Source organism: Vibrio kasasachensis, assembly GCF_050337565.1.
GTDB classification, from domain to species: Bacteria; Pseudomonadota; Gammaproteobacteria; order Enterobacterales; family Vibrionaceae; genus Vibrio; species Vibrio kasasachensis.
This window is the reverse complement of record NZ_JAKJTB010000013.1, coordinates 106,104-125,796: the sequence shown is the minus strand read 5'-3', so window position 1 is coordinate 125,796 and position 19,693 is coordinate 106,104. Positions and strand designations below refer to the sequence as shown.

Annotated in this window: 16 protein-coding genes; 3 read left to right on the top strand and 13 right to left on the bottom strand. The window is 43.5% G+C overall.

All coding sequences use genetic code 11. The features are described 5' to 3' along the window. Positions 1–196 precede the first annotated feature (196 nt). Positions 197–574, top strand: a complete 378-nt coding sequence (locus L4C38_RS11290; RefSeq protein WP_428797661.1) for a PH domain-containing protein — start codon at positions 197–199, stop codon at positions 572–574. Between the two features lie 44 nt (positions 575–618). On the opposite strand, the gene L4C38_RS11285 is transcribed toward L4C38_RS11290, so the two are convergent. From L4C38_RS11285 to L4C38_RS11225, 13 genes are all read right to left on the bottom strand, one after another. Next, positions 619–1,386 (bottom strand): helix-turn-helix transcriptional regulator, encoded by a 768-nt coding sequence (locus tag L4C38_RS11285; RefSeq protein ID WP_428797660.1) that lies wholly within the window; start codon positions 1,384–1,386, stop codon positions 619–621. A 20-nt stretch (positions 1,387–1,406) separates the two neighbouring features. Next, positions 1,407–1,937, bottom strand: a complete 531-nt coding sequence (locus tag L4C38_RS11280) for a YbhB/YbcL family Raf kinase inhibitor-like protein (RefSeq protein WP_428797761.1) — start codon at positions 1,935–1,937, stop codon at positions 1,407–1,409. A gap of 211 nt (positions 1,938–2,148) precedes the next feature. Further along, a complete protein-coding gene (locus L4C38_RS11275; RefSeq protein WP_428797659.1) occupies positions 2,149–3,276 on the bottom strand; it encodes an alkene reductase in 1,128 nt (375 codons plus the stop codon). 260 nt (positions 3,277–3,536) lie between these two features. Further along, on the bottom strand, positions 3,537–4,646 hold the full coding sequence (gene rodA / locus L4C38_RS11270) for a rod shape-determining protein RodA (protein ID WP_428797760.1): 1,110 nt from the start codon (positions 4,644–4,646) through the stop codon (positions 3,537–3,539). Between the two features lie 286 nt (positions 4,647–4,932). Continuing rightward, complete coding sequence (gene fbpC, locus L4C38_RS11265; RefSeq protein ID WP_428797658.1) at positions 4,933–5,988, bottom strand: ferric ABC transporter ATP-binding protein; 1,056 nt, start codon at positions 5,986–5,988, stop codon at positions 4,933–4,935. An 18-nt stretch (positions 5,989–6,006) separates the two neighbouring features. Continuing rightward, positions 6,007–8,091: an ABC transporter permease gene (locus L4C38_RS11260; protein WP_428797657.1), complete on the bottom strand. Its 2,085-nt coding sequence runs from the start codon at positions 8,089–8,091 to the stop codon at positions 6,007–6,009. 65 nt (positions 8,092–8,156) lie between these two features. Continuing rightward, on the bottom strand, positions 8,157–9,194 hold the full coding sequence (locus tag L4C38_RS11255) for an ABC transporter substrate-binding protein (protein ID WP_428797656.1): 1,038 nt from the start codon (positions 9,192–9,194) through the stop codon (positions 8,157–8,159). A 77-nt stretch (positions 9,195–9,271) separates the two neighbouring features. Then, entirely contained in the window at positions 9,272–10,573 is a 1,302-nt protein-coding gene (gene uhpC, locus L4C38_RS11250; protein ID WP_428797655.1) for an MFS transporter family glucose-6-phosphate receptor UhpC, read from the bottom strand. 86 nt (positions 10,574–10,659) lie between these two features. Beyond that, on the bottom strand, positions 10,660–12,264 hold the full coding sequence (uhpB, locus tag L4C38_RS11245) for a signal transduction histidine-protein kinase/phosphatase UhpB (protein ID WP_428797654.1): 1,605 nt from the start codon (positions 12,262–12,264) through the stop codon (positions 10,660–10,662). Next, complete coding sequence (locus L4C38_RS11240; RefSeq protein WP_428797653.1) at positions 12,261–12,896, bottom strand: response regulator; 636 nt, start codon at positions 12,894–12,896, stop codon at positions 12,261–12,263. Before L4C38_RS11240 ends, uhpB begins: the two co-directional genes overlap by 4 nt. A 483-nt stretch (positions 12,897–13,379) precedes the next feature. Next, positions 13,380–14,564 (bottom strand): multidrug effflux MFS transporter, encoded by a 1,185-nt coding sequence (locus L4C38_RS11235; RefSeq protein ID WP_428797652.1) that lies wholly within the window; start codon positions 14,562–14,564, stop codon positions 13,380–13,382. Beyond that, positions 14,561–15,205: a recombinase family protein gene (locus tag L4C38_RS11230; RefSeq protein WP_428797651.1), complete on the bottom strand. Its 645-nt coding sequence runs from the start codon at positions 15,203–15,205 to the stop codon at positions 14,561–14,563. Before L4C38_RS11230 ends, L4C38_RS11235 begins: the two co-directional genes overlap by 4 nt. Positions 15,206–15,515: 310 nt before the next feature. Further along, positions 15,516–15,953 (bottom strand): hypothetical protein, encoded by a 438-nt coding sequence (locus L4C38_RS11225; RefSeq protein ID WP_428797650.1) that lies wholly within the window; start codon positions 15,951–15,953, stop codon positions 15,516–15,518. 891 nt (positions 15,954–16,844) lie between these two features. Between L4C38_RS11225 and tnaA the strand changes: the two genes are divergently transcribed. Both tnaA and L4C38_RS11215 read left to right on the top strand, forming a co-directional pair. Continuing rightward, positions 16,845–18,305, top strand: coding sequence for a tryptophanase (gene tnaA, locus L4C38_RS11220; protein WP_428797649.1), 1,461 nt, complete (start codon positions 16,845–16,847; stop codon positions 18,303–18,305). Positions 18,306–18,415: 110 nt separating this feature from the next. Further along, the gene (locus L4C38_RS11215; protein ID WP_428797648.1) at positions 18,416–19,630 is read left to right on the top strand and encodes an aromatic amino acid transporter; all 1,215 of its coding nucleotides are present in this window, start codon (positions 18,416–18,418) and stop codon (positions 19,628–19,630) included. Positions 19,631–19,693 lie beyond the last annotated feature (63 nt).

The window sequence follows — 19,693 nt, the reverse complement described above, 5'->3', positions numbered from 1 at the left end:
AGTTTAAACAAAACAGAGTAAATTTGCTTTGCTAGATTGATCTAAGATAACGATACAATAACAAGAAAAGTAAACATCGATTGTTTGGAGACATAAAACATAAGGTGCTTTTGCATCACAGCTTTGTTGGCTCGTTTCTGCCAGAATAACACTATTCCAATTATTTAATTCCACTCTTCACTGTACAGGTAACACAATGATTGATTTCAAAAACTCATCAGTATTTAAGTTAAAGCCGATTGAAGTATCTAAATCGAGGGATGATTTCCACAAATTTCTTATTGATGGTGAGGAGATATTAGCTGCATTCAAAAGTGTTCGTGACCAAGTTATCTTCACTAACAAGCGAGTGATTGCGGCAAATGTACAGGGTATTACCGGCTCTAAGGTGGATTACACATCTTTACCTTATAGTAAGGTTAATGCCTTCTCAGTAGAAACATCTGGTACGTTCGATCTTGATTGTGAAATAGAGTTGTACTTGAGTGAAATAGGGCGCGTGCGCTTTGAAATTAAAGGCTCTTTCGATATCGTGCAGTTTAACCGCATTGTCAGCGGGTACGTTTTAGCGTAACCGCGAGCAAACAAGTTGCTAAAGCCAATCGTCATTGCTGTAGGCTACAGAGTCATCCGGTATTGATGTGGTGTTAAGCCAAATTGTTGTTTAAACCGCTGAGAGAAGCGCGCCTCTGATTGGTAGCCACAAGCTAACGCAGCATCAATTTGGCTAAATTGATTTTGCAGCAAACTTAATGCGTGTGTCATACGAATTTCTGTTAATACCGAACGAAAGCTCGAACCTTCGGCGGCAAGTTTACGAGTGAGCGTGGCGCGGCTCATGGCAAGGTGGCTTGCGGCTACGTCAATTTTGTGATCATCTCCGGGGGCTGAGCTTAGGTAATTGGCCAGTTTATCGCGAAGTTGTTGTTGATCCGTAGGGAAGAGTTTTGTGAGTGCTCCTACTTGGTTGAGCTCTGAGTAAAAACCGTATAAGAATTGCTGCTGAGTCTCTGGTGAGAGCCCTTTTTCTGCCATATCAAAGATGATTTCAAAACAGTACTCAAGTGATGGCGTAGTATTCATTTGTGGGCTAGAGAGTCGTGTGCCCACTTCGCTGCTTAGCCAATCAATTGGTGGACGTTGATGAAGGGTTAATACGCGTGAATAAAACTGTTGTTGCTCAGGTATATTCACAAATGTCAGGTACTGCCCTGCAGGCACTAATAGCCAATTTGAATGATTAAATTCATAGCTTTTTTCGTGCCACCAAAGTTGCTTGCTCCCTTGCTTTACCCAAATAATGGTAGGGGCATGAATAAACACATTGGTTAAGGGTTGATTGTGTTTACCTTTGTAATGAACCGTATTGACCAATTGCTTATTCATGTTTTCCCCCATGACCGATGCTATTCGCTTACGTATGTGGCGGTAAGTGTCGCTTTATTAAGTGATGTTGCGTTCAGCATGTAGCCAATTAAGGCATTAGATGCACCCTGCGGAATATCGAGCTTATCAGCAGGCAACGCCCAAACTGTGAACTGATAACGGTGCATACCATGGTTTTTAGGCGGGCAAACACCACCAAACCCACTTAAACCATAATCGTTCTTCATTTGATTGGCAGTTAGCCCTTTAGCTGATGCGTCTTGCTCAATAGATGTAACTGATGTTGGAATATCAACCGCTACCCAGTGCCACCAGCCGCTGCCTGTTGGTGCGTCTGGGTCGTACGCTGTAATCGCAAAGCTCTTAGTTCCTTGAGGAACATCTGACCAACTTAGCTGTGGTGATTTGTTTTCGCCAGTGCAACCAAAACTATTGAATGCAAAGGTATCTGCCATGCGAGAACCTTCCTGAATATCTTTGCTGGTAAGTGTCATGGCTGAGCTAGCAAAAGAAGTTAAAAGTAATACTGGGATGACCAAAGTGCGTTTCATCATGTTTTCCTTTTGTTTGTCTATGGGATCAATGATAGAAACAATTGTCACTAAATGTTATTACGGAAAAACTCAAAAATACACATATTTTGCGTGTTGTGAGTTTTTGTGTTTGTTTTGTTTTGTTTATGAAAACAAAAGGCTAGTACTGGGGGAATACTAGCCTTTTGCATTATTGTGTCACGATCGCCAAAACAAAAATGACCAATTTCTAGATTTGTGGTTTGGGCGTTTCGCCGTAACTCATTTGATATTCTGGGTAATCCACTAAGCCTTTTTCATTGCCACCAAATAGGGTGGCAGGGTCGTGTGCAGCGAGTGGATAGCTGTGTTTGATGCGGCTTGGCAAATCTGGGTTAGCGATAAATGGGCGACCAAAACCCACCATGTCAGCGAAACCGCATTGTAGCGCTTGCGCGGCTTTTTCGGTGTTGTAACGACCGGCATAGATGATTACGCCTTGGTAGGCATCTCGCACGGCTTGTTTAAACTCGGTAGGTGTATCGGGCGCGTCATCCCAATCCACTTCCGCAATGTGCATGTACACTACATTTAGCTTGTTCAATAACACCGCTGCTGCTGTGTAGGTTTCTACGGGGGTTTTATCGACCGTACCGTTCAGTGACGTGAATGGGGCAAGGCGCACACCAACGCGGTTTTCGCCAATCGCATTTGTCATCGCTTCGACCACTTCGCCTAAAAAGCGCAAACGATTTTCGATGCTACCACCGTACTCATCATTGCGGTTGTTCGCTTCAGAATCAATGAACTGGTTGATTAGATACCCATTGGCTGCGTGCAGTTCAATCCCATCAAAGCCAGCTTCAATGGCGTTTAGCGCCGCTTGGCGGTACTGGGCAATCACCTGTTGAATATCGTCTTTTGTCATTTCGCGAGGTTCTACCACATCAACAAAGCCCGGTTCGTCAGTGCCGTTATCGATAAATACTTTCACGTTTTCAGCTTTTAGCGCAGAAGACGAAATAGGTTGCTCACCACCAATATTGTCTGGGTGAGTGACACGTCCTACATGCCAGAGCTGTGCAAAGATAGCCCCACCTTTTTCATGTACCGCATCTGTCACCAGTTTCCAACCCGCAATTTGTGCTTGGCTGTAAATGCCTGGTGTCCAAGCATAGCCCTGTCCCATTGGTGAGATTTGAGTACCCTCTGCCACAATCAAACCAGCACTGGCACGTTGTGTGTAATAGGTTGCCATCGTTTCATTTGCTGCGTTGCTTGGTTGGCTCGCGCGCGAACGAGTCATTGGCGGCATGACAATACGGTTTGCCAGTGTTAAGTCACCAAGTTGAATTGTTTGGAATATCTTCTCTTTCATCACTAAACCTCTTAATCACTGGTTCACAACGCTGCGTTTAGCAGAGCAAAATGTGAAACAAAAAACTAAATCTGATTCCACCCTAAAGGGTCCTAACCAAAGATTGAAATTATCGATTATTATTAATTTAATAATTTTTTGTTATAGCGTGGGGTTTGTGTGCGGGAAAGGGAGCTAAACATAGATAATGAGAGGCAACAAAAAGCCGCACCTGATTAATCAAATACGGCTTTGATGTTTTATTTCACTGGTGTGTTTTTCTAGCTCGCATGCCCCATTGCTGAAAACGGTGTGCCAGCCTTACGTTTTTTCGGTGCTAGAGCCATGATAATACCGAAACAAGCTCCTTGAGTGATCATTGCCGTACCACCGTAGCTAATAAACGGAAGTGGGCTGCCCATGACGGGTAATAAACCACTTACCATACCCATATTGATAAAGGCATAAAGAATGAAGCTAAGAGATAAAGCGCCAATCACTAGGCGTGAGTAGGCTGAGTCACTTTGGCTTGCTAACCATAGCGTTCGCGCGGCAATAAATAGGTAAGTCGCAATGAGTGCAACTCCACCTATGTAGCCCCATTCTTCAGCAAACGTTGAAAAAATAAAGTCGGTATGGCTTTCAGGAATAAAGCCGAGTTGACCTTGCGTTGCATTCATGTAACCTTTTCCGCGCATGCCGCCAGAACCAATTGCTACCAAAGATTGAATGATTTGATATCCCGAACCAAGCGGATCGGATTCCGGGTTCAAGAACTGAGTAACACGCATTTTTTGGTATGTTTCCATGAAGAAGAACCACAAGATAGGTACAGCGGTAGCGACTATGCCTATCACCGACGCGATGATCTTCCAACTCATGCCACCTAAGAACAACACGAACAATGAATAGATCACGGCAAAAATTGCCCCATCAAGATCGGGTTGTATTGCAATTAGACCAGCAGGAATTGCAGTCAAAGCAAGACACAGTAAGATTTTGCGAAATGAAGGCACGCCGGGGTCTTTAGCGATCAACCATGCTGTCATCATTGGCACCGCAATTTTGACTAGTTCTGAAGGTTGAAATCGAATGGGGCCTAATGCTAGCCAGCGTTTTGAACCATTAGTCGCGTCCCCTGCGATCACTACGGCGAGTAACAGAAATACAGCAAGCCCAAAGAGTGGAGGGGCTATTTCACGTAGTTTTTTTGCAGGTACTGCTGAGAGCACAATCATTGCACTAATCGCGATGACTGCACGAGCAAGGTGGCGTTCTAGAATGGGCTCACTAAAACCACTCGCGCTCCAAACACTAATACTGCCAGCCATGATCAAAAAGCAGATCGCAGCGAGTAATGGAAAATCTAATTGAGGGCGAAAACGCAACACGGTCAGTATGTTCAATAAATAACAAGAGAAGCGAAATTTAATCCTGTTTGGGGAGAAAGACAACAAACAATTGTCCGGGAAAAGTAAGATTTTATCTTTGACGGTTTTGAAGTTTGATTCAGTCATGGTTGTTGAGTATTAAATAAGAAAACTGGTTGAATATTTAGAGCGGAATTTTCTTCTCAGATGAGCCTGTGTTGGAAATAAAAAAAACCGCTTACCGAGGGTTATTCAAGTAAGCGGCTATACCAATGGCAAGGTTAAAAAGCGTTTTTATTCAAATGCTTTAGGTATGCTTTGGTAGCAAGAACACCCCATTTGGGTTAATGGTCAAGTAAGCGTGGTCAGCGTAACTATCATTAAATTGTGATGAGTTAAGTTGAAGCAACAACTCGTGTCCTTGCCATTGCACGACAACTTCCTGCATTGATCCCATGTAGGCAATGCTGATTACTTGGCACTGCTGGCAAGCTTCGCCTTCTTCTGCAAGTAAGATAGCTTCTGGTCGAACGCCAATTTCATAGTCGCCTGCGTCAATACCCGCCACGTTATCTTGCGTTGCTTTGAGTCGATAGCCATGAATATCGATAGTTTCCCCATCGAAGTGACCGTTAAACATATTGGCCTCACCCATAAAGTTTGCCATGAACATCGACGCTGGGTGCTTGTATAACTCGGTTGGGCTGCCTTGCTGCATGATCTCGCCATCCTTCATAACGATGACGGTATCCGACACCGCGAAAGCTTCCGCTTGATCGTGCGTTACGTACAACGAAGTGATGTTGAAGCGTTGCTGTAATTCACGGATGGTTTCACGCATGTTACGGCGTAAGTTAGCATCTAAGTTACTTAGTGGTTCATCGAACAGCAAAACTTTTGGTTTGAGTACAAGCGCACGCGCTAACGCAACACGTTGCTGCTGTCCACCAGAAATTTGGTCAACATAGCGCTCACCAAATCCTTCCAAATCAACCAGTTTTAGTGCGTCGTTCACACGCTGTTTAATTTCGGACTTCGCCATTCCGAGCATTTTTAAACCGTAACCGACATTGCCCTCTAAAGACATGTGCGGGAATAGTGCGTATGACTGGAATACCATACAAATATCACGCTGCTGGATAGAGGTATTTGTGACGTCCTCACCATCAATAAATATCTGACCACTGCTCGGTTTTTCTAAGCCTGCTACTAAGCGTAAAACCGTTGTTTTACCACAGCCAGAAGGGCCTAATAGTGTGACTAATGAGCCTTTTTTTATCTCAAGGTCTAGATTGCCGATAACGGTCTTATCACCAAAGCGCTTGCAGACATTTTTAAGGACTACAAAGTTTTCTTTTTCCATGAGTTATTTCTCCAATGACTACTCTTGGTTATTGGCTTTGGAACGCGATACGCGCGCTTCACCGACAAAAAAATCAAATATTAAAATAATGGCTAACATCACTACAATGAGGATGGAACCATAAGCGATAGCAACACCGTATTCACCATCTTCAACACGGTTTAGAATGTATGATGTTGCTACGCGAGTTTCAGGTGTGACCAAGAAGATGATCGCACTTACGGTTGTCATTGCTCGCACAAAGCTGAATACCAGTGTCGACAAAATCGCCGGACGTAGTAGCGGCAGCAGAATGTGAGTAATGGTTTTGAGTGAGTTAGCTCTTAAGCTCAGCGAGGCTTCATCTAAGGCTTTATCAAGTTGACCTAATCCTGCGATACCAGAGCGAATACCCACCGGCACGTTTCGCATTACCATTGAGATAACCACGATAGCTGCGGTACCTGTGAGGTAAATAGGCGCATCGTTAAATGCCAGTATGTATGACACACCCGCCACTGTACCGGGAACGGCAAAACAGAGCATGGTGGCAAATTCGATCACTTTCTTACCGTGGAACTGCTGGCGTACAACGATATAAGCTATCAGCAAACCTAAGAATGCAGTGAGTGGAGCTGCAATACCCGCGTAAATCATAGTGGTGATCAGTGATGGCCAAGCACCTTCGCCAAATCCATTACCAAATAGGTTGAGATAGTTGGCGAATGTAAGGCTGTAATCGACACCCCAGTTAACGGTAAAGCTACCGTAGAAGATGCTGCCGTACAGTAGGACGTTAAACGCCATCCAGAAGTACAATATGCCAGAGACACCATGTTTTAATGAAGGTGGAAGAGGCTGAACATCACCGCGGTAAGATTTACCTGAAATAGTTACATACGAGCGTTTACCAATCCATAAATACTGCACGACGAAGATCGCGAGTGAGAACAACAGCAGAACGGCACCAAGCGTACTCGCTGAAGCGTAATCTAGTTGTGCACCAGCAATGTAGAAGTAAATTTGCGTTGCAAGCACGTCAAAGCTACCGCCAAGTACCAATGGGTTACTAAAGTCTGCAAGTGATTGAACAAAAATGATCAAGAAGCTGTTAGCTAGTGCAGGTTTTAGCAATGGCATCACGATTTTGAAGAAGGTTTGATAGCGATTTGCACGCAATGTGTAAGAGGCTTCTTCTAACGATGGATGCAGAGATTTCATTGCACCATCTAGGATCATGAAAGACATAGGTGCAAAAGCAAGAACTTGAGCTAGCCATATACCGGTAAAGCCATACAACCAGTTGGTTTGTTGTAGCCCGAACCAATCCACCATCAATTCCGTCATATAGCCAGAGCGACCAAGCATCAAGGTCACACCTAAGCCGACAACAAATGGTGGCGTTACTATGGGTAAGATCGAAAATATACGTGCGATAAAGGCACTACGCTCGGCAATACGAGTGGTGTAAATAGCAAAAATCAAACCGAAGAATGTCGCACCAATACCTACCGCAACGCCTAAACCGACTGAGTTAAGGATGATCCTAATGATATGAGCGTGACTGAGAATATCAACGAACTGCCAAGCAACAAAATTGCCCATCTCATCTTGGAACATTGGGACAAAAATGGCGAAGCTAGGATAGATAATAAAGACGCCAATGAGCATGATGATACTGATCAGAGAACCGATCACAAACACATCGCCACCTAGAAATTCTAGGCGTGAAAAGGCTAGTGTCATCACAGCACCTAAGGCGATGAAAAGGGCGATTGTCGCATAGCCCATGCCTTGTTCGGTGTACCAAGATGAGATAACCACAAACAGCATACAAAATGCTGCGTAGCCAACATCGAATTGGTGGCGTTTTTTAGCATACTTGTTTTGCGCTTTTATAGGGCGCAGCAATAAAACAGCAGGTAGGACGAACCATAACCACGAAATATTAAAACTACTCCAGCCCATAGCTGCTCGAAACTCATCAGATGTTGAGTCAAGCACGCCATAATCGAGAGCAAAAACAGGAAGAAGGATGAAAGCGACTACTAAGCTCACTATCCAGTAAAACACTGGATCGCGCTTAGTAGATTCTGGGCTAGCGTGCGCGGTGAGTTCGTTCATAATAAATACCTAGATTCATGAGCGAGGGAGAGGTGATGGCGTAAGCCACCACCCACACAGTTGGATTATTGACCCATCTTGACGACGTTAACCCACTTGTTGATCAAGCGTTTACGTTCGTCAGAAGAACCGTATTTATCCATGTCATAGTTGATTAGCTCTAATGTTTTAGGATCAAGAGCATTTGGAGATTGTTCTGCAGTGACGTTGGTTAAGATTTGGAATGACTTACCTTTTTTCCATGCCGTTTCTTGGCCATCTTTCGACAATACGAAATCTAGGAATTTTTGCGCATTTTCTAGGTTACGAGCACCTTTGATGATACTCACGCCACCGATTTCATAGCCAGTACCTTCACAAGGAGAGATAAGCTCAAGCGGTGCACCTTTCGATTGCTCTAGAGAGTAATCATGCAAGAAGCCAATACCGATAGCGATTTCGCCACGAGCTGCGTTACGAGATGGGGTCACACCAGATTTAGTGTATTGAGATACGTTTTTATCTAATGCTTTGAAGTAGTTGAACGCTTTGTCTTCGTCCCAAAGTTGAATAAAGGTTGCTAGTGCAGTGTATGCAGTACCTGAGCTTTGTGGATCTGAGATTTGAATTTCACCCGCGTATTCTGGTTTAGTTAGGTCATTCCAGCAGCGAGGAATCTCAAGCCCTTTTTCTGCAAGGCGATCTTTGTTAACACCAAAACCTAAGATACCCATGTAAACCGCAGAAGAGTAGTTGCCTTTGCGTTTTGCCGGATCTTTGAAGTCGTCCATGATGAAATCAAGTTGAGGAGATTGGTAAGCCTGTAGCAGATCCATCTCACCACCTTGGGATTGTGGATCTAATGTACCGCCATACCAAACGTCAGCGCGTGGGTTCTTTTTCTCAGCGTCGATTTTCGCCAACGTACTGCCTGAACCGTTACGAACAAATGATGTTTTCACATCGTATTTTTCTGAGAATGCTTTAGTAGCGGCTTCACACATAGCATTCGTCGCACTACAGTAAACCACTAAACGACCATCAGCCATTGCTTGAGGTGCTGCCATTGTTGCAGCTCCCAAGATGCAGGCTGAGAGCAGGCTGCGTTTTGTTGTAACTTTCATGGTATTTCCTCTTGTTGTATCCAACTGTAGGGTTGGTAAGTCCTTGCGGTATAAACAACGAGAGGGAATTTATTAAGTTAGGTTATGGCTATCCCTGCCCGTTGTTGAGCTTTAACAAAGGGCAGGATTAACAATCCGATCAACGCTGCAGAAAGCGTGATGACACTGAAAAATCCTTCCCAGTTAAACTGGTCGATAATAAGTGCGAGAGGGTATCCCGCCAGCGCTGCACCGATGTAAGCAAACAAGCCAACAAACCCGGTCGCTGTGCCTGCTGCGTCTTTGTGAGAACATTCTGCAGCGGCCATGCCTATCATCATTTGTGGGCCAAAGACGAAGAATCCAATGGCAAAAAAACAGCCCGACAAAATGATGACGTTATCTAATGGGGTTAGCCACAATGCCGCGACTGAAAGAAAAATCCCCAAAGCGAACAATAAAATCATTGGTGCACGGTTACCGTGGAAAAACTTATCAGAACCCCATCCACCAAACAGTGAACCGAGAAACCCACCCACCTCGAACATGGCAACCGCGCCGTTTGCGCTCAATAATTGGTATTCGTGACGCTGTATGAGGTACAAATTTCCCCAATCATTAATCGCGATGCGTACCACGTAAACCAACAAATATGAGCTGCAAAGTAACCAAATGTATTTGTTACCGAGTACATAGGTTTTGACAATTTGCCAAAACGGTAAGCCTTGCCCTTCGGCTTCATGCACTTTTTCTAGCTGATCGTTTCGCCATTCACCTACAGTAGGTAACCCCATTGAGCTGGGCTTATCTCTTAGGCGAAAACACAGCACGATACCAACTACAATCGCCAATATTCCGGGTAAAATGAAACCAAAACGCCAGCCCCAAGTAATAGCCGCAAAGCCAATACTGATCGGGATCAGTGCGCCACTTAAGTTGTGGCAGGTGTTCCAAATTGACCACCAAAAACCGCGTTCTGAGCGTGAGTACCAGCTGGTCAGCAGCTTGGCACATGGCGGCCATCCCCATCCTTGAAAAAACGCATTTAGAGTCCACAGTGATGCAAATGCGATTAAAGAAGAACTCAAACCAAAAGCGATGTTGATAATGCCGGTAAAAATCAGCCCAAGCCCCATAAAGTAAGCGGGTTTGGTTTGGTCACTTACCATGCCGGAAAGAAACTTAGATACGCCATAAGTAATGTAAAATAGCGTTCCCAATATACCGATATCAGAAGTCTCTAACCCTAAATCACTGATCATACTTGGCATGGCGAAATTTAGGCTTTTACGCGTGAAGTAAAAAACGCCATAGCCGAAATACATAACCATCATCAAGTGAAGCCGCCAATAACGGTAGATATCATCAATTTGATTTGGGTTTTTATGTGCTGTTAACACTAGCTCCTCTCCTTGGCACGAAAGAATGGTAACCAACCCATAGATGGAATGAATTGGACGGTTTTATATATCACTAGGAAATTTTCCTAGTTTGGCAGGGAAGATTTTTGTTTTGTGGGTAAGTTAACAACTATGCGGCTACCCTGATGGCTGGAGTGGATGGTTATAGTACCGCCGAGCGCACTAATTCGCTCTTCAATACCTTTCAAACCTTGACCACATAAGCGCCAGTTTTGAGGTAAGCCAATGCCGTTGTCACGCAACTCTAAGCTGAAGCGATCCCCCGGTACGAGAGAAAGCTGAACTTGCGTCGCTTGTGAGTGTTTACAAGTGTTGTTCAGCAGTTCTTGTACGATGCGATACAAAGTGACGGCGGTAATATCATCAAGGCGATCAGCAAAAATGCCAAAGTTGAACCGGAAATCAATATCTCGTTCGGAAAACTTCATCTCTGCGACCAATTGCCTTATCGCACTTTCAAGCCCTAGTTCATCGAGCGCGTGAGGACGTAGTTGTTTTAGCAGCTGCTTAGTTGAGGTATGAATGCGCAGCGCAAGTTCATTGGTGGTATTGGCAATACTAATCTGCTGTTCATCTTTCGCTAAACGTTTCGTCAACATGGCTTGGATTTGAATTGCGGTAATGTTCTGTCCAATCTCATCATGCAGTTCTCGGGCAACCGATTTGCGGATCTCTTCTTCTACATGCACTAGCTGTCTTGCTAATTGTTGCTTGTTTGCCAGTTCTCTTTCCAAATCGAGATTGGCTTGGTGCAGTTGTTGAGCAAGGAAATATTGCCGACTGATAGCAATACCTAAGCCAAGACCAATAAATGCTTGAGTGGAAATGAAGGTTTGCAGTTCTAAGTCGCTATCAAACGATCCAGTCACTTGGCGCGCGGTTGCTAACAAAATACTGTTCATCACACTAGCGAGTACGCCACCTTGCCATCCATAGCGATACGCCATGAAAATATTAGGCAATAGAAAAATTAAAAGAGCCAGAGGTTTCATTTGATCGAGCAAGGTCAGCTCGGTGATCAAACCAATAGAGAAGAACAGCAAACACCAGACTAATGCCGAACTGCGCAGTGAGACTTCTTGGTGGATCAATGTTGGAGTCAGCGGTCGCCATACTTGGCGGAGTAAGTAGTCGTAGACTAGATAAAAAAATGGCGCCAACAATATACCACCCGTGAGTGCTGCCATTCCCCCTTGAAGAGCATACAGCGCGCTCAAACCAATCGGCTTTGTCAACAATAGCAGAGCTAACCCACAAATAGCCGCATAGGTAACCGCTAATCCAGAAAGCGCCAATAGCCTTTTCCAGTATATTCGTAACGGTCGCCATAAGCGTTGAAAGGCAGCGGCGATGGCGTGATTGAAGCAGGCAAAAAGCACTAATAAGTAGTTATAAGCAGGTTCTGAGGTGAGCTGAATTAGCCCCCAAATTAGCAATATTTCGGCAATGGTAAACCATGGCCACAATTTTCGAGAGGTCAGCGTGTAGATAGCAAGTTTAAAGCCCGTTGGCAGCAATAGCCCAGCGAGCAACATATCGGCTGCGAGGTAGAGGCTAATGTTCCATAGACAAAACCAGCAAAGAACATAGCCGACAATAGCAAAGGTGTAACTAAATCCGTGGGTGAGAATTAGCTTTGGAATATGCCTCCGCCGCGCAAGTTCGCTCATACGATTTCTTCACTAAGCAGCTTATGTTGTAGGGCGAAACGGATAAGATCGACGTTATTTGAAAGATTCAGTTTGCTGAGGATATTGGCGCGATGGACGTGAATTGTTTTATGGCTGATGGAGAATTGAGTACCAATTTCCTTTACATCTTTACCTTGAATTAGGTGATCAAACACTTCGCGCTCACGCTTCGTTAGTGTTTCAAGTACTGAAGGTGATAACGAAGCATTGCTTAAGTTGACTAACGCATCGGTACAAAGATAGTGATCACCAGCGGCAACTTTACGAATAGCCGTTACCAGTTCGCCTGGACCGCATCGCTTAGACAAGTAACCATAAGCCCCAACTTCAATTGCTTTACTTACAAAAGAAGCGGAATCATAAATACTGAGCATGATGGCTTTTAAGTTAGGCTGTTTTTTGCGCAGCTTTTCCAATAGCACCAAGCCACTCTCATCAGGCATGGAAATATCTATAACCGCGACGTCGATATTTGATACCGATAAGACTCGGTAGGCTTCACGAGCATTATCAAACTCACTATGAATCTGGATATCAGGCTCACAAGACAATAATTGCGCAAAACCTGAGCGGACCATGATGTGGTCATCAATAAGAGAAACAGAAATCATAATGGTATCCTTGAATTAACAAGTGATGATTGCAAATCCTGCGATACGATTCAAAATCGGAGCATAACTCTGTGATTACGGTCTCTAATTCGTGGGCATAATTAACTGTCTGATTTCTAGGGAAAAGCATCAACTCGCTAAGGTGTTGGTTTAATGACCAAATTGTTTAGTAACGTGATTCAATTCAGGTTTTGCAAAAATATCGTCAGCTTGGGACAAATGTCCTGTTTGATCTATCAATGAGTTCTAGCCTCTGCTCCGGTTTAAGAGAACGCTATGAATCACTCACCATCTATACCCGTCATACTTGAAGTTGCAGTGTTGTTGGCTGTGTTCGTGCGCCCGAATCACATAGTTCACCTATGCTAAGGGGAGTTTCTTACTTGCCGCCTACCTGCATCTTCAAGTTTCTTGGGTATAACTGCCACGTAATCGCAAAAACGAGCAGCTCGATGATGACGAGGTTGAAAGGTAAGTGATGACTTACGCTTGTTGTGGTTCTGGGCTGTTGAAGCCGCGCAGAATATTGGAGTAGGTGATAGCTGCGAATAGTAGAATCACTAAAGATAGATGCCAAGCTTGGCTCAACCCCAGTTGTACTAAAATCATACTAACAATTGATGAGACAACCATTTGTCCTCCGCCTGACATGGCGGCAGCGGCTCCTGCATGTTTGCGATAAGGTTGCATCACCATCGCTTGCGCCGTGGGTATTGCGATGCCATTGCCAAAAATCATCAACAGCTGGCCGATCATTAAAAACAGAGGTTCAACCGGGCAGAAGAACAGCCAAACAGCTGCGCTCACATGTAATACTGGTGTCCACAGTAGCATTTTCTTTGTGCCAATAATTGGGCGAACTCGATTACAAAGGCTGGTACCACCAAGCATCCCCAAAGCAGGAATAACCGCCCACATGGCATACTCGTCGGAAGTCATTCCAATTTGGTTTTGCATGATAAACGGCATCACTGACACTGTGGTGATCATCAAAGTAAAATTTAGCCAGCCGATACTGGCAAAGCTCATAAAATAACGTGAAGTGATTAAATCACGGTATTGCTGCAATATCTTTGCTGGTGATGGTACTGGCGAGCGCTGTGCAAGAGTCTCCTTAAACCTCAGAGCAATCACCACCCAAGCTAAAGAGACATAACCAAGTAGGGAGATAAAAACCATTCCCCAGCCAAAGTGGAAGTTAATAAAACCACCAATGACAGGGGCAACTAACGGCGTAAATGATGCAGCCATTGCAATGTAAGACATTGCAATGGGTAGGTCAGGACCATTGAAGCGATCTCGGGTTGATGCACGAGCGAGTACAGCACAGCAGCCAGTTCCTAAACCTTGCAAAAATCGACCGGCAACCATACCAGTGAATGAATCACTCATGAAAATGATCATCATAAGCCCAAGCATGGCAACCAATAAGCCACTGAGTAGAACAACTTTACGCCCAAGAGCATCTGAGATTGGACCGTATAAAAATTGCGAAGGACCAAAACCCAGAAGGTAAATACTGACCAGTAGTTGGGCTTGGTCGAGAGAGATAGTGAAGTCTTTCGCTATCCATGGTAACGAAGGAAAAACCAACCCCATACTGAGTTGCCCGACACTAATGATCAGGCAAGCCAGTAAAATAGTTTTAAACTCGAATGGCTTACTCACGACTCGTCACCGCCTCGTTGATGCATGTGACCTCTGCGGCGCAATCCGCCTTCGTCGTCAAGATTAGTGAGCTTGGCTTTGATGCGTTTAACTGTGGAGAGACTCACATCGCATTGCTCGGCGACACTTTGTAAGGTATTGCCTTCAAGTAATAGAGTCGCGATTTGCTTGTGTTTAGCTCGATTAGCAGGGCGACCTCTGAACTTTTGTTGCCATAGTGAAGGGTCATCTTTCATTGCTCGGCGACCTTGCTCAGCAGCAAAAAGACGGTGCATCGTTTGCACTTTTTCATAGCCAGTCAGTAAGTTAAGCAGTGTTTGGCTTTGTTCTGAATGCGGAGTGAAGCATAGCGGTTCACACATTAATTGCAGTGTGACGCCTTTATCGAGTAGCTGATTTACAGTGCTGTTCACTTGGCTAAAATCTTTGCCAAACGCGGTTAACCACCAAACAATCACGGTATCACCAGCCTGTAGTGTTTGATACATCTGGCTAAATGCTGCTCGCTCTAGTGGTGGAATGAATCCACGTACTTTATCTTCAACATGCTTGGCGTCAGGCTCTTGGGCAAGCATAGAATCCACATGTTCTTGATAGGCTTGGTTCCTGGGAGAAAAGCGTGTGTAGAGATAATGTGTCATCGGCGTACCTCAATATTTTAATGGGTCATATGATGTAATGGCTCATTAATATAGCTGGGTTCATTAATAAATTCAACACCAAATGAACCAACGCAGTATTGATTACTAAGAGGAGGTGGACTTTCCCCGTTGCGAACTTCCGTTTATTATCAATAACTTAGGGAGTTGAGCAGGGGGGTGACGGTTTAACCACAGCAACCAGCACACGTAGACAAACTTAACCGATCAGGTCATTGGTTGATGAATTAGCTTTCCTGAGTAAGAGAGCAAAACCATAAAAGCTTTTTGGAATAAGGGGGCGTATGTGTAACTAATTATGGTGCCAAAAAAACATTATGATTGAAGATATCATTGCAGTAACACCTGAAACCAGCACCAAATCCAAGATGAAACCAGTTATAAGAGAGAACCTTCCTAAAGCACCAACTACTCTTAGAATCGCCCCAATAGCACACCAGCAAAGCCATAAACCTACAAGTCCACCAATAACATGAGCCCAAATATTCCAGCCATAATCATTAAAAATATACATGCAATATATAGTTGTAACGGCCGCTTGGTAGAAACCAAATACTAATGGGGAAAAACCGCCATTAACGGCACTTATAGCCTGTTTTTCTTTGTTGCTTTTTGTTTCCCATGTATTTGAGATAAGTACATTTTGGTGGGAATATGAGCCGTTTTTGTAGTGTGAACATTTTTTGCCCAATTCACGATTGATTTGACGATCATATTGAGCTGTGACCATACGCTCCCTTTTTGGGAGAACACCATGACCATTGACCACTTCAAACAACACATTCAAACCATTCAAACCATACAGAGCAACGGCATGGGGCTAAGGCTACGTACGATCTGTTAGAAAATTTTTGAGAGCGCTGTGTACGGTTCTCGAACTATACTTTAAATTAAGATCTATAAATTAGGTCTATTGAACAAGTTGTTATTACTAAATCTTAAGCTGTTAATAAGAATGTTATTAGAATTACTATAATAAATAGTGGATTAGGTTATATATATTTATTCTTTGAAGGTGATGATTTACTAGTTAACTATTACACTTTTGAATAACAGTGCTCAATATCACTAAAATAGGGTTAACTGTGATACTTACGACATCTTTAATTCATGATTGGACGTAATTTTTATGCAGATCACATTTGCAGTTTATTTGGCTATATTAATTATTAGGCTTGTATAATACTCAATCCATCGACTCACCAATTGCTTTATGAAGAAGGAACATAAGATGACAATGTACCTCAAAATGCAATCAAACATATGGCTATCATCAATAGCCTGGTACACACGTGACCACACTTTAGCTACACTACCTTCTTCAGACTTCATCTAAGGCACCCCTTGCCTCGTTGAGCTGCAGTCGGCTCAATGCAAACATCTATTCAAAAATTTAATCGTTACGTAAATGCAATTTCCTCCAGTTTATTGCGTTGAGTCTACTATTGTATTTTGTTTTAGTTGTTTATAAAAAATATATATGAATAAGCCCAAATTATTATTTATTTAGCTATTTATTTAATTTGGTGCGAGTCTTTACGTCTTGAAATAAATTAAGACGGTAAATAATTGAATTTAAATTTAAAGTGCATGCGCACTATATACATATAAAGGTATTATCATGGAAAACTTCAAACACTTACCAGAACCATTCCGTATTCGCGTTGTTGAGCCAGTAAAACGTACTACTCGAGAGTACCGTGAAGAAGCGATTATGAAAGCGGGTATGAACCCATTCTTGCTAGATAGTGAAGATGTATTCATTGATCTATTAACAGACAGTGGTACAGGTTCTATCACTCAAGAAATGCAAGCAGCAATGCTACGTGGTGATGAAGCATACAGTGGTAGCCGTAGTTACTACGCTCTATCAAATGCTGTAAAAGAAATCTTCGGTTATGATTTAACTATTCCAACTCACCAAGGTCGTGGCGCAGAGCAAATCTACATTCCTGTACTGATCAAAAAGGCAGAGAAAGAGCGTGGTCTAGACCGCACTAAGATGGTTGCACTATCTAACTACTTCTTTGACACCACACAAGGTCACACACAAGTAAACTGCTGTGTTGCTAAAAACGTGTACACAGATGAAGCGTTTGATACTTCAGTTAACGCAGACTTTAAAGGTAACTTTGACCTAGTGAAGCTAGAAGAAGCGATTCTAGAAGCGGGTCCTAACAACGTTCCTTACATTGTGAGCACAATTACTTGTAACTCTGCTGGTGGTCAGCCTGTTTCTATCGCTAACTTGAAAGCGGTATATGAACTTGCGCAAAAACACGGTATTCCAGTAATCATGGACTCAGCGCGTTTTGCAGAGAATGCATACTTCATCCAACAACGTGAAGAAGCCTTCAAAGATTGGACAATTGAAGAAATCACATACGAAACATACAAGTATGCTGATGGTCTAGCAATGTCTGCTAAGAAAGACGCAATGGTACAAATGGGTGGTCTACTTTGTTTCAAAGATGAATCATTCATGGATGTGTACACTGATTGTCGTACTCTTTGTGTGGTTCAAGAAGGCTTCCCAACTTACGGTGGCTTGGAAGGCGGTGCAATGGAACGTCTTGCAGTTGGTCTTCGTGATGGTATGCGTCAAGAGTGGCTAGCTTACCGTATCAACCAAGTTGAATACGTAGTAAATGGCTTGGAAGCGATTGGTGTTGTATGTCAACAAGCGGGTGGTCACGCGGCATTCGTTGATGCAGGTAAACTGCTTCCTCATATCCCAGCGGGTCAATTCCCAGCGCACGCATTGGCTTGTGAGTTGTTTAAAGTAGCGGGTATCCGCGCTGTTGAAATTGGTTCTTTACTTCTAGGTCGTGATCCGGCAACGGGCGAGCAACACCCATGTCCTGCTGAATTGCTACGCTTGACTATTCCACGTGCGACTTACACTCAAACACACATGGATTACGTTATCGAAGCATTCCAAAAAGTAAAAGAAAATGCGAAGAACGTGAAAGGGTTAGATTTCACTTACGAGCCTGCAGTGCTACGTCACTTTACTGCTCGTCTAGTCGAAGTTGAACCAGCAACTGCTGCTCAGAAAAAAGAAGCTGTAGCAGAAGCATAGTGTAATAAGCGTGCCCCTTGGGGCGCGCTTTTTCTTAAGCGCCAAAATAATAAAACTTTAGTTTAAGAGATTTTTTATCCAATAACGTGAACATAACAAAGAGATTATCTATGAAAGCTTCCCCTTCATTATTAGGTGGCTCCTGTATTATAGCCAGTGTTTGTGTGGGCGCGGGCATGTTAGGATTACCCAGCGCAGGTGCTGGTGCATGGACTACATGGTCGATAATTGCGATTTCACTTACCATGGTTGTCATGACCGTTTCAGGCTGGATGCTACTTGAAGCATTTAAGCATTATGATCTTAGAGTTTCGTTTAACACCGTAACTAAAGATATGCTCGGTTCAAAGATCAACAACATTAATAACGTAGCGGTATATTTTGTTGGTGGTATTTTGCTCTACGCATACATCACTTCATCAGGTCTAGTTCTAGAGGGTATGCTAGGAATTAGTAGTAAGATCACCTCTATTCTCTTCGTTCTTATCTTTTCTACTTTTGTTTGGCACTCCACGCGCGCGGTTGACCGCATCTCAGTTGTTTTAATCGCCTTTATGGTTTTAACCTTTGTGTTTGGTGTTTCTGGCTTAGCAGTAAATATTGATGCATCGGTATTGTTTGACACCATTGCAAAAGAAAATAGTTATGCTCCTTATGCGATGGCAATGCTGCCAGTGGCTTTGACCTCTTTTGGTTATCACCACTCTGTATCGTCTATGCGTGCTTATTACGGTGAAGAGAACCGCGCTAAGCAAGCGATTCTTGGTGGTACAGTGATTGCGCTGGTTCTATACCTACTATGGCTACTATCTATTTACGGTAACTTACCTCGCAACCAATTTGGTCCTGTTATTGAGCAAGGTGGTAACGTTGATGTATTGCTTTCAGCTCTAGGTTCTGTGGTTGCTTCAGATAAAGTAACAAATGCAATTAACAGCTTCTCAATGGCGGCATTGCTATCTTCATTCATCGGTGTTGGTTTGGGTGTATTCGACTTCATTGCAGACTTGTTCAAATTTGAAGATACCAAACAAGGTCGTACTAAATCTTGGGCAGTAACTTTCTTGCCACCTTTGATTATGTCTTTGTTGTTCCCATTCGGCTTTGTTATTGCGATTGGTTATGCAGGTGCAGCAGCGACAGTTTGGGCTTGTATTATCCCAGCGATGCTTGCTTATAAATCACGTACTCGTGAAGGCGGTAATGAAGGCTTTAAAGCGCCGGGCGGCAACACGATGATTGGCTTGGTCATTGCCTTTGGTGTATTCACTGCTATCTTCCACATCATGGCTATGTTGGGGATGCTACCAGCGTTTTTAGGCTAGTTATTTAAAATAAAAAAAGGGCACTTACTGGCAAGTTCAGTAAGTGCCCATTACTATTTTATT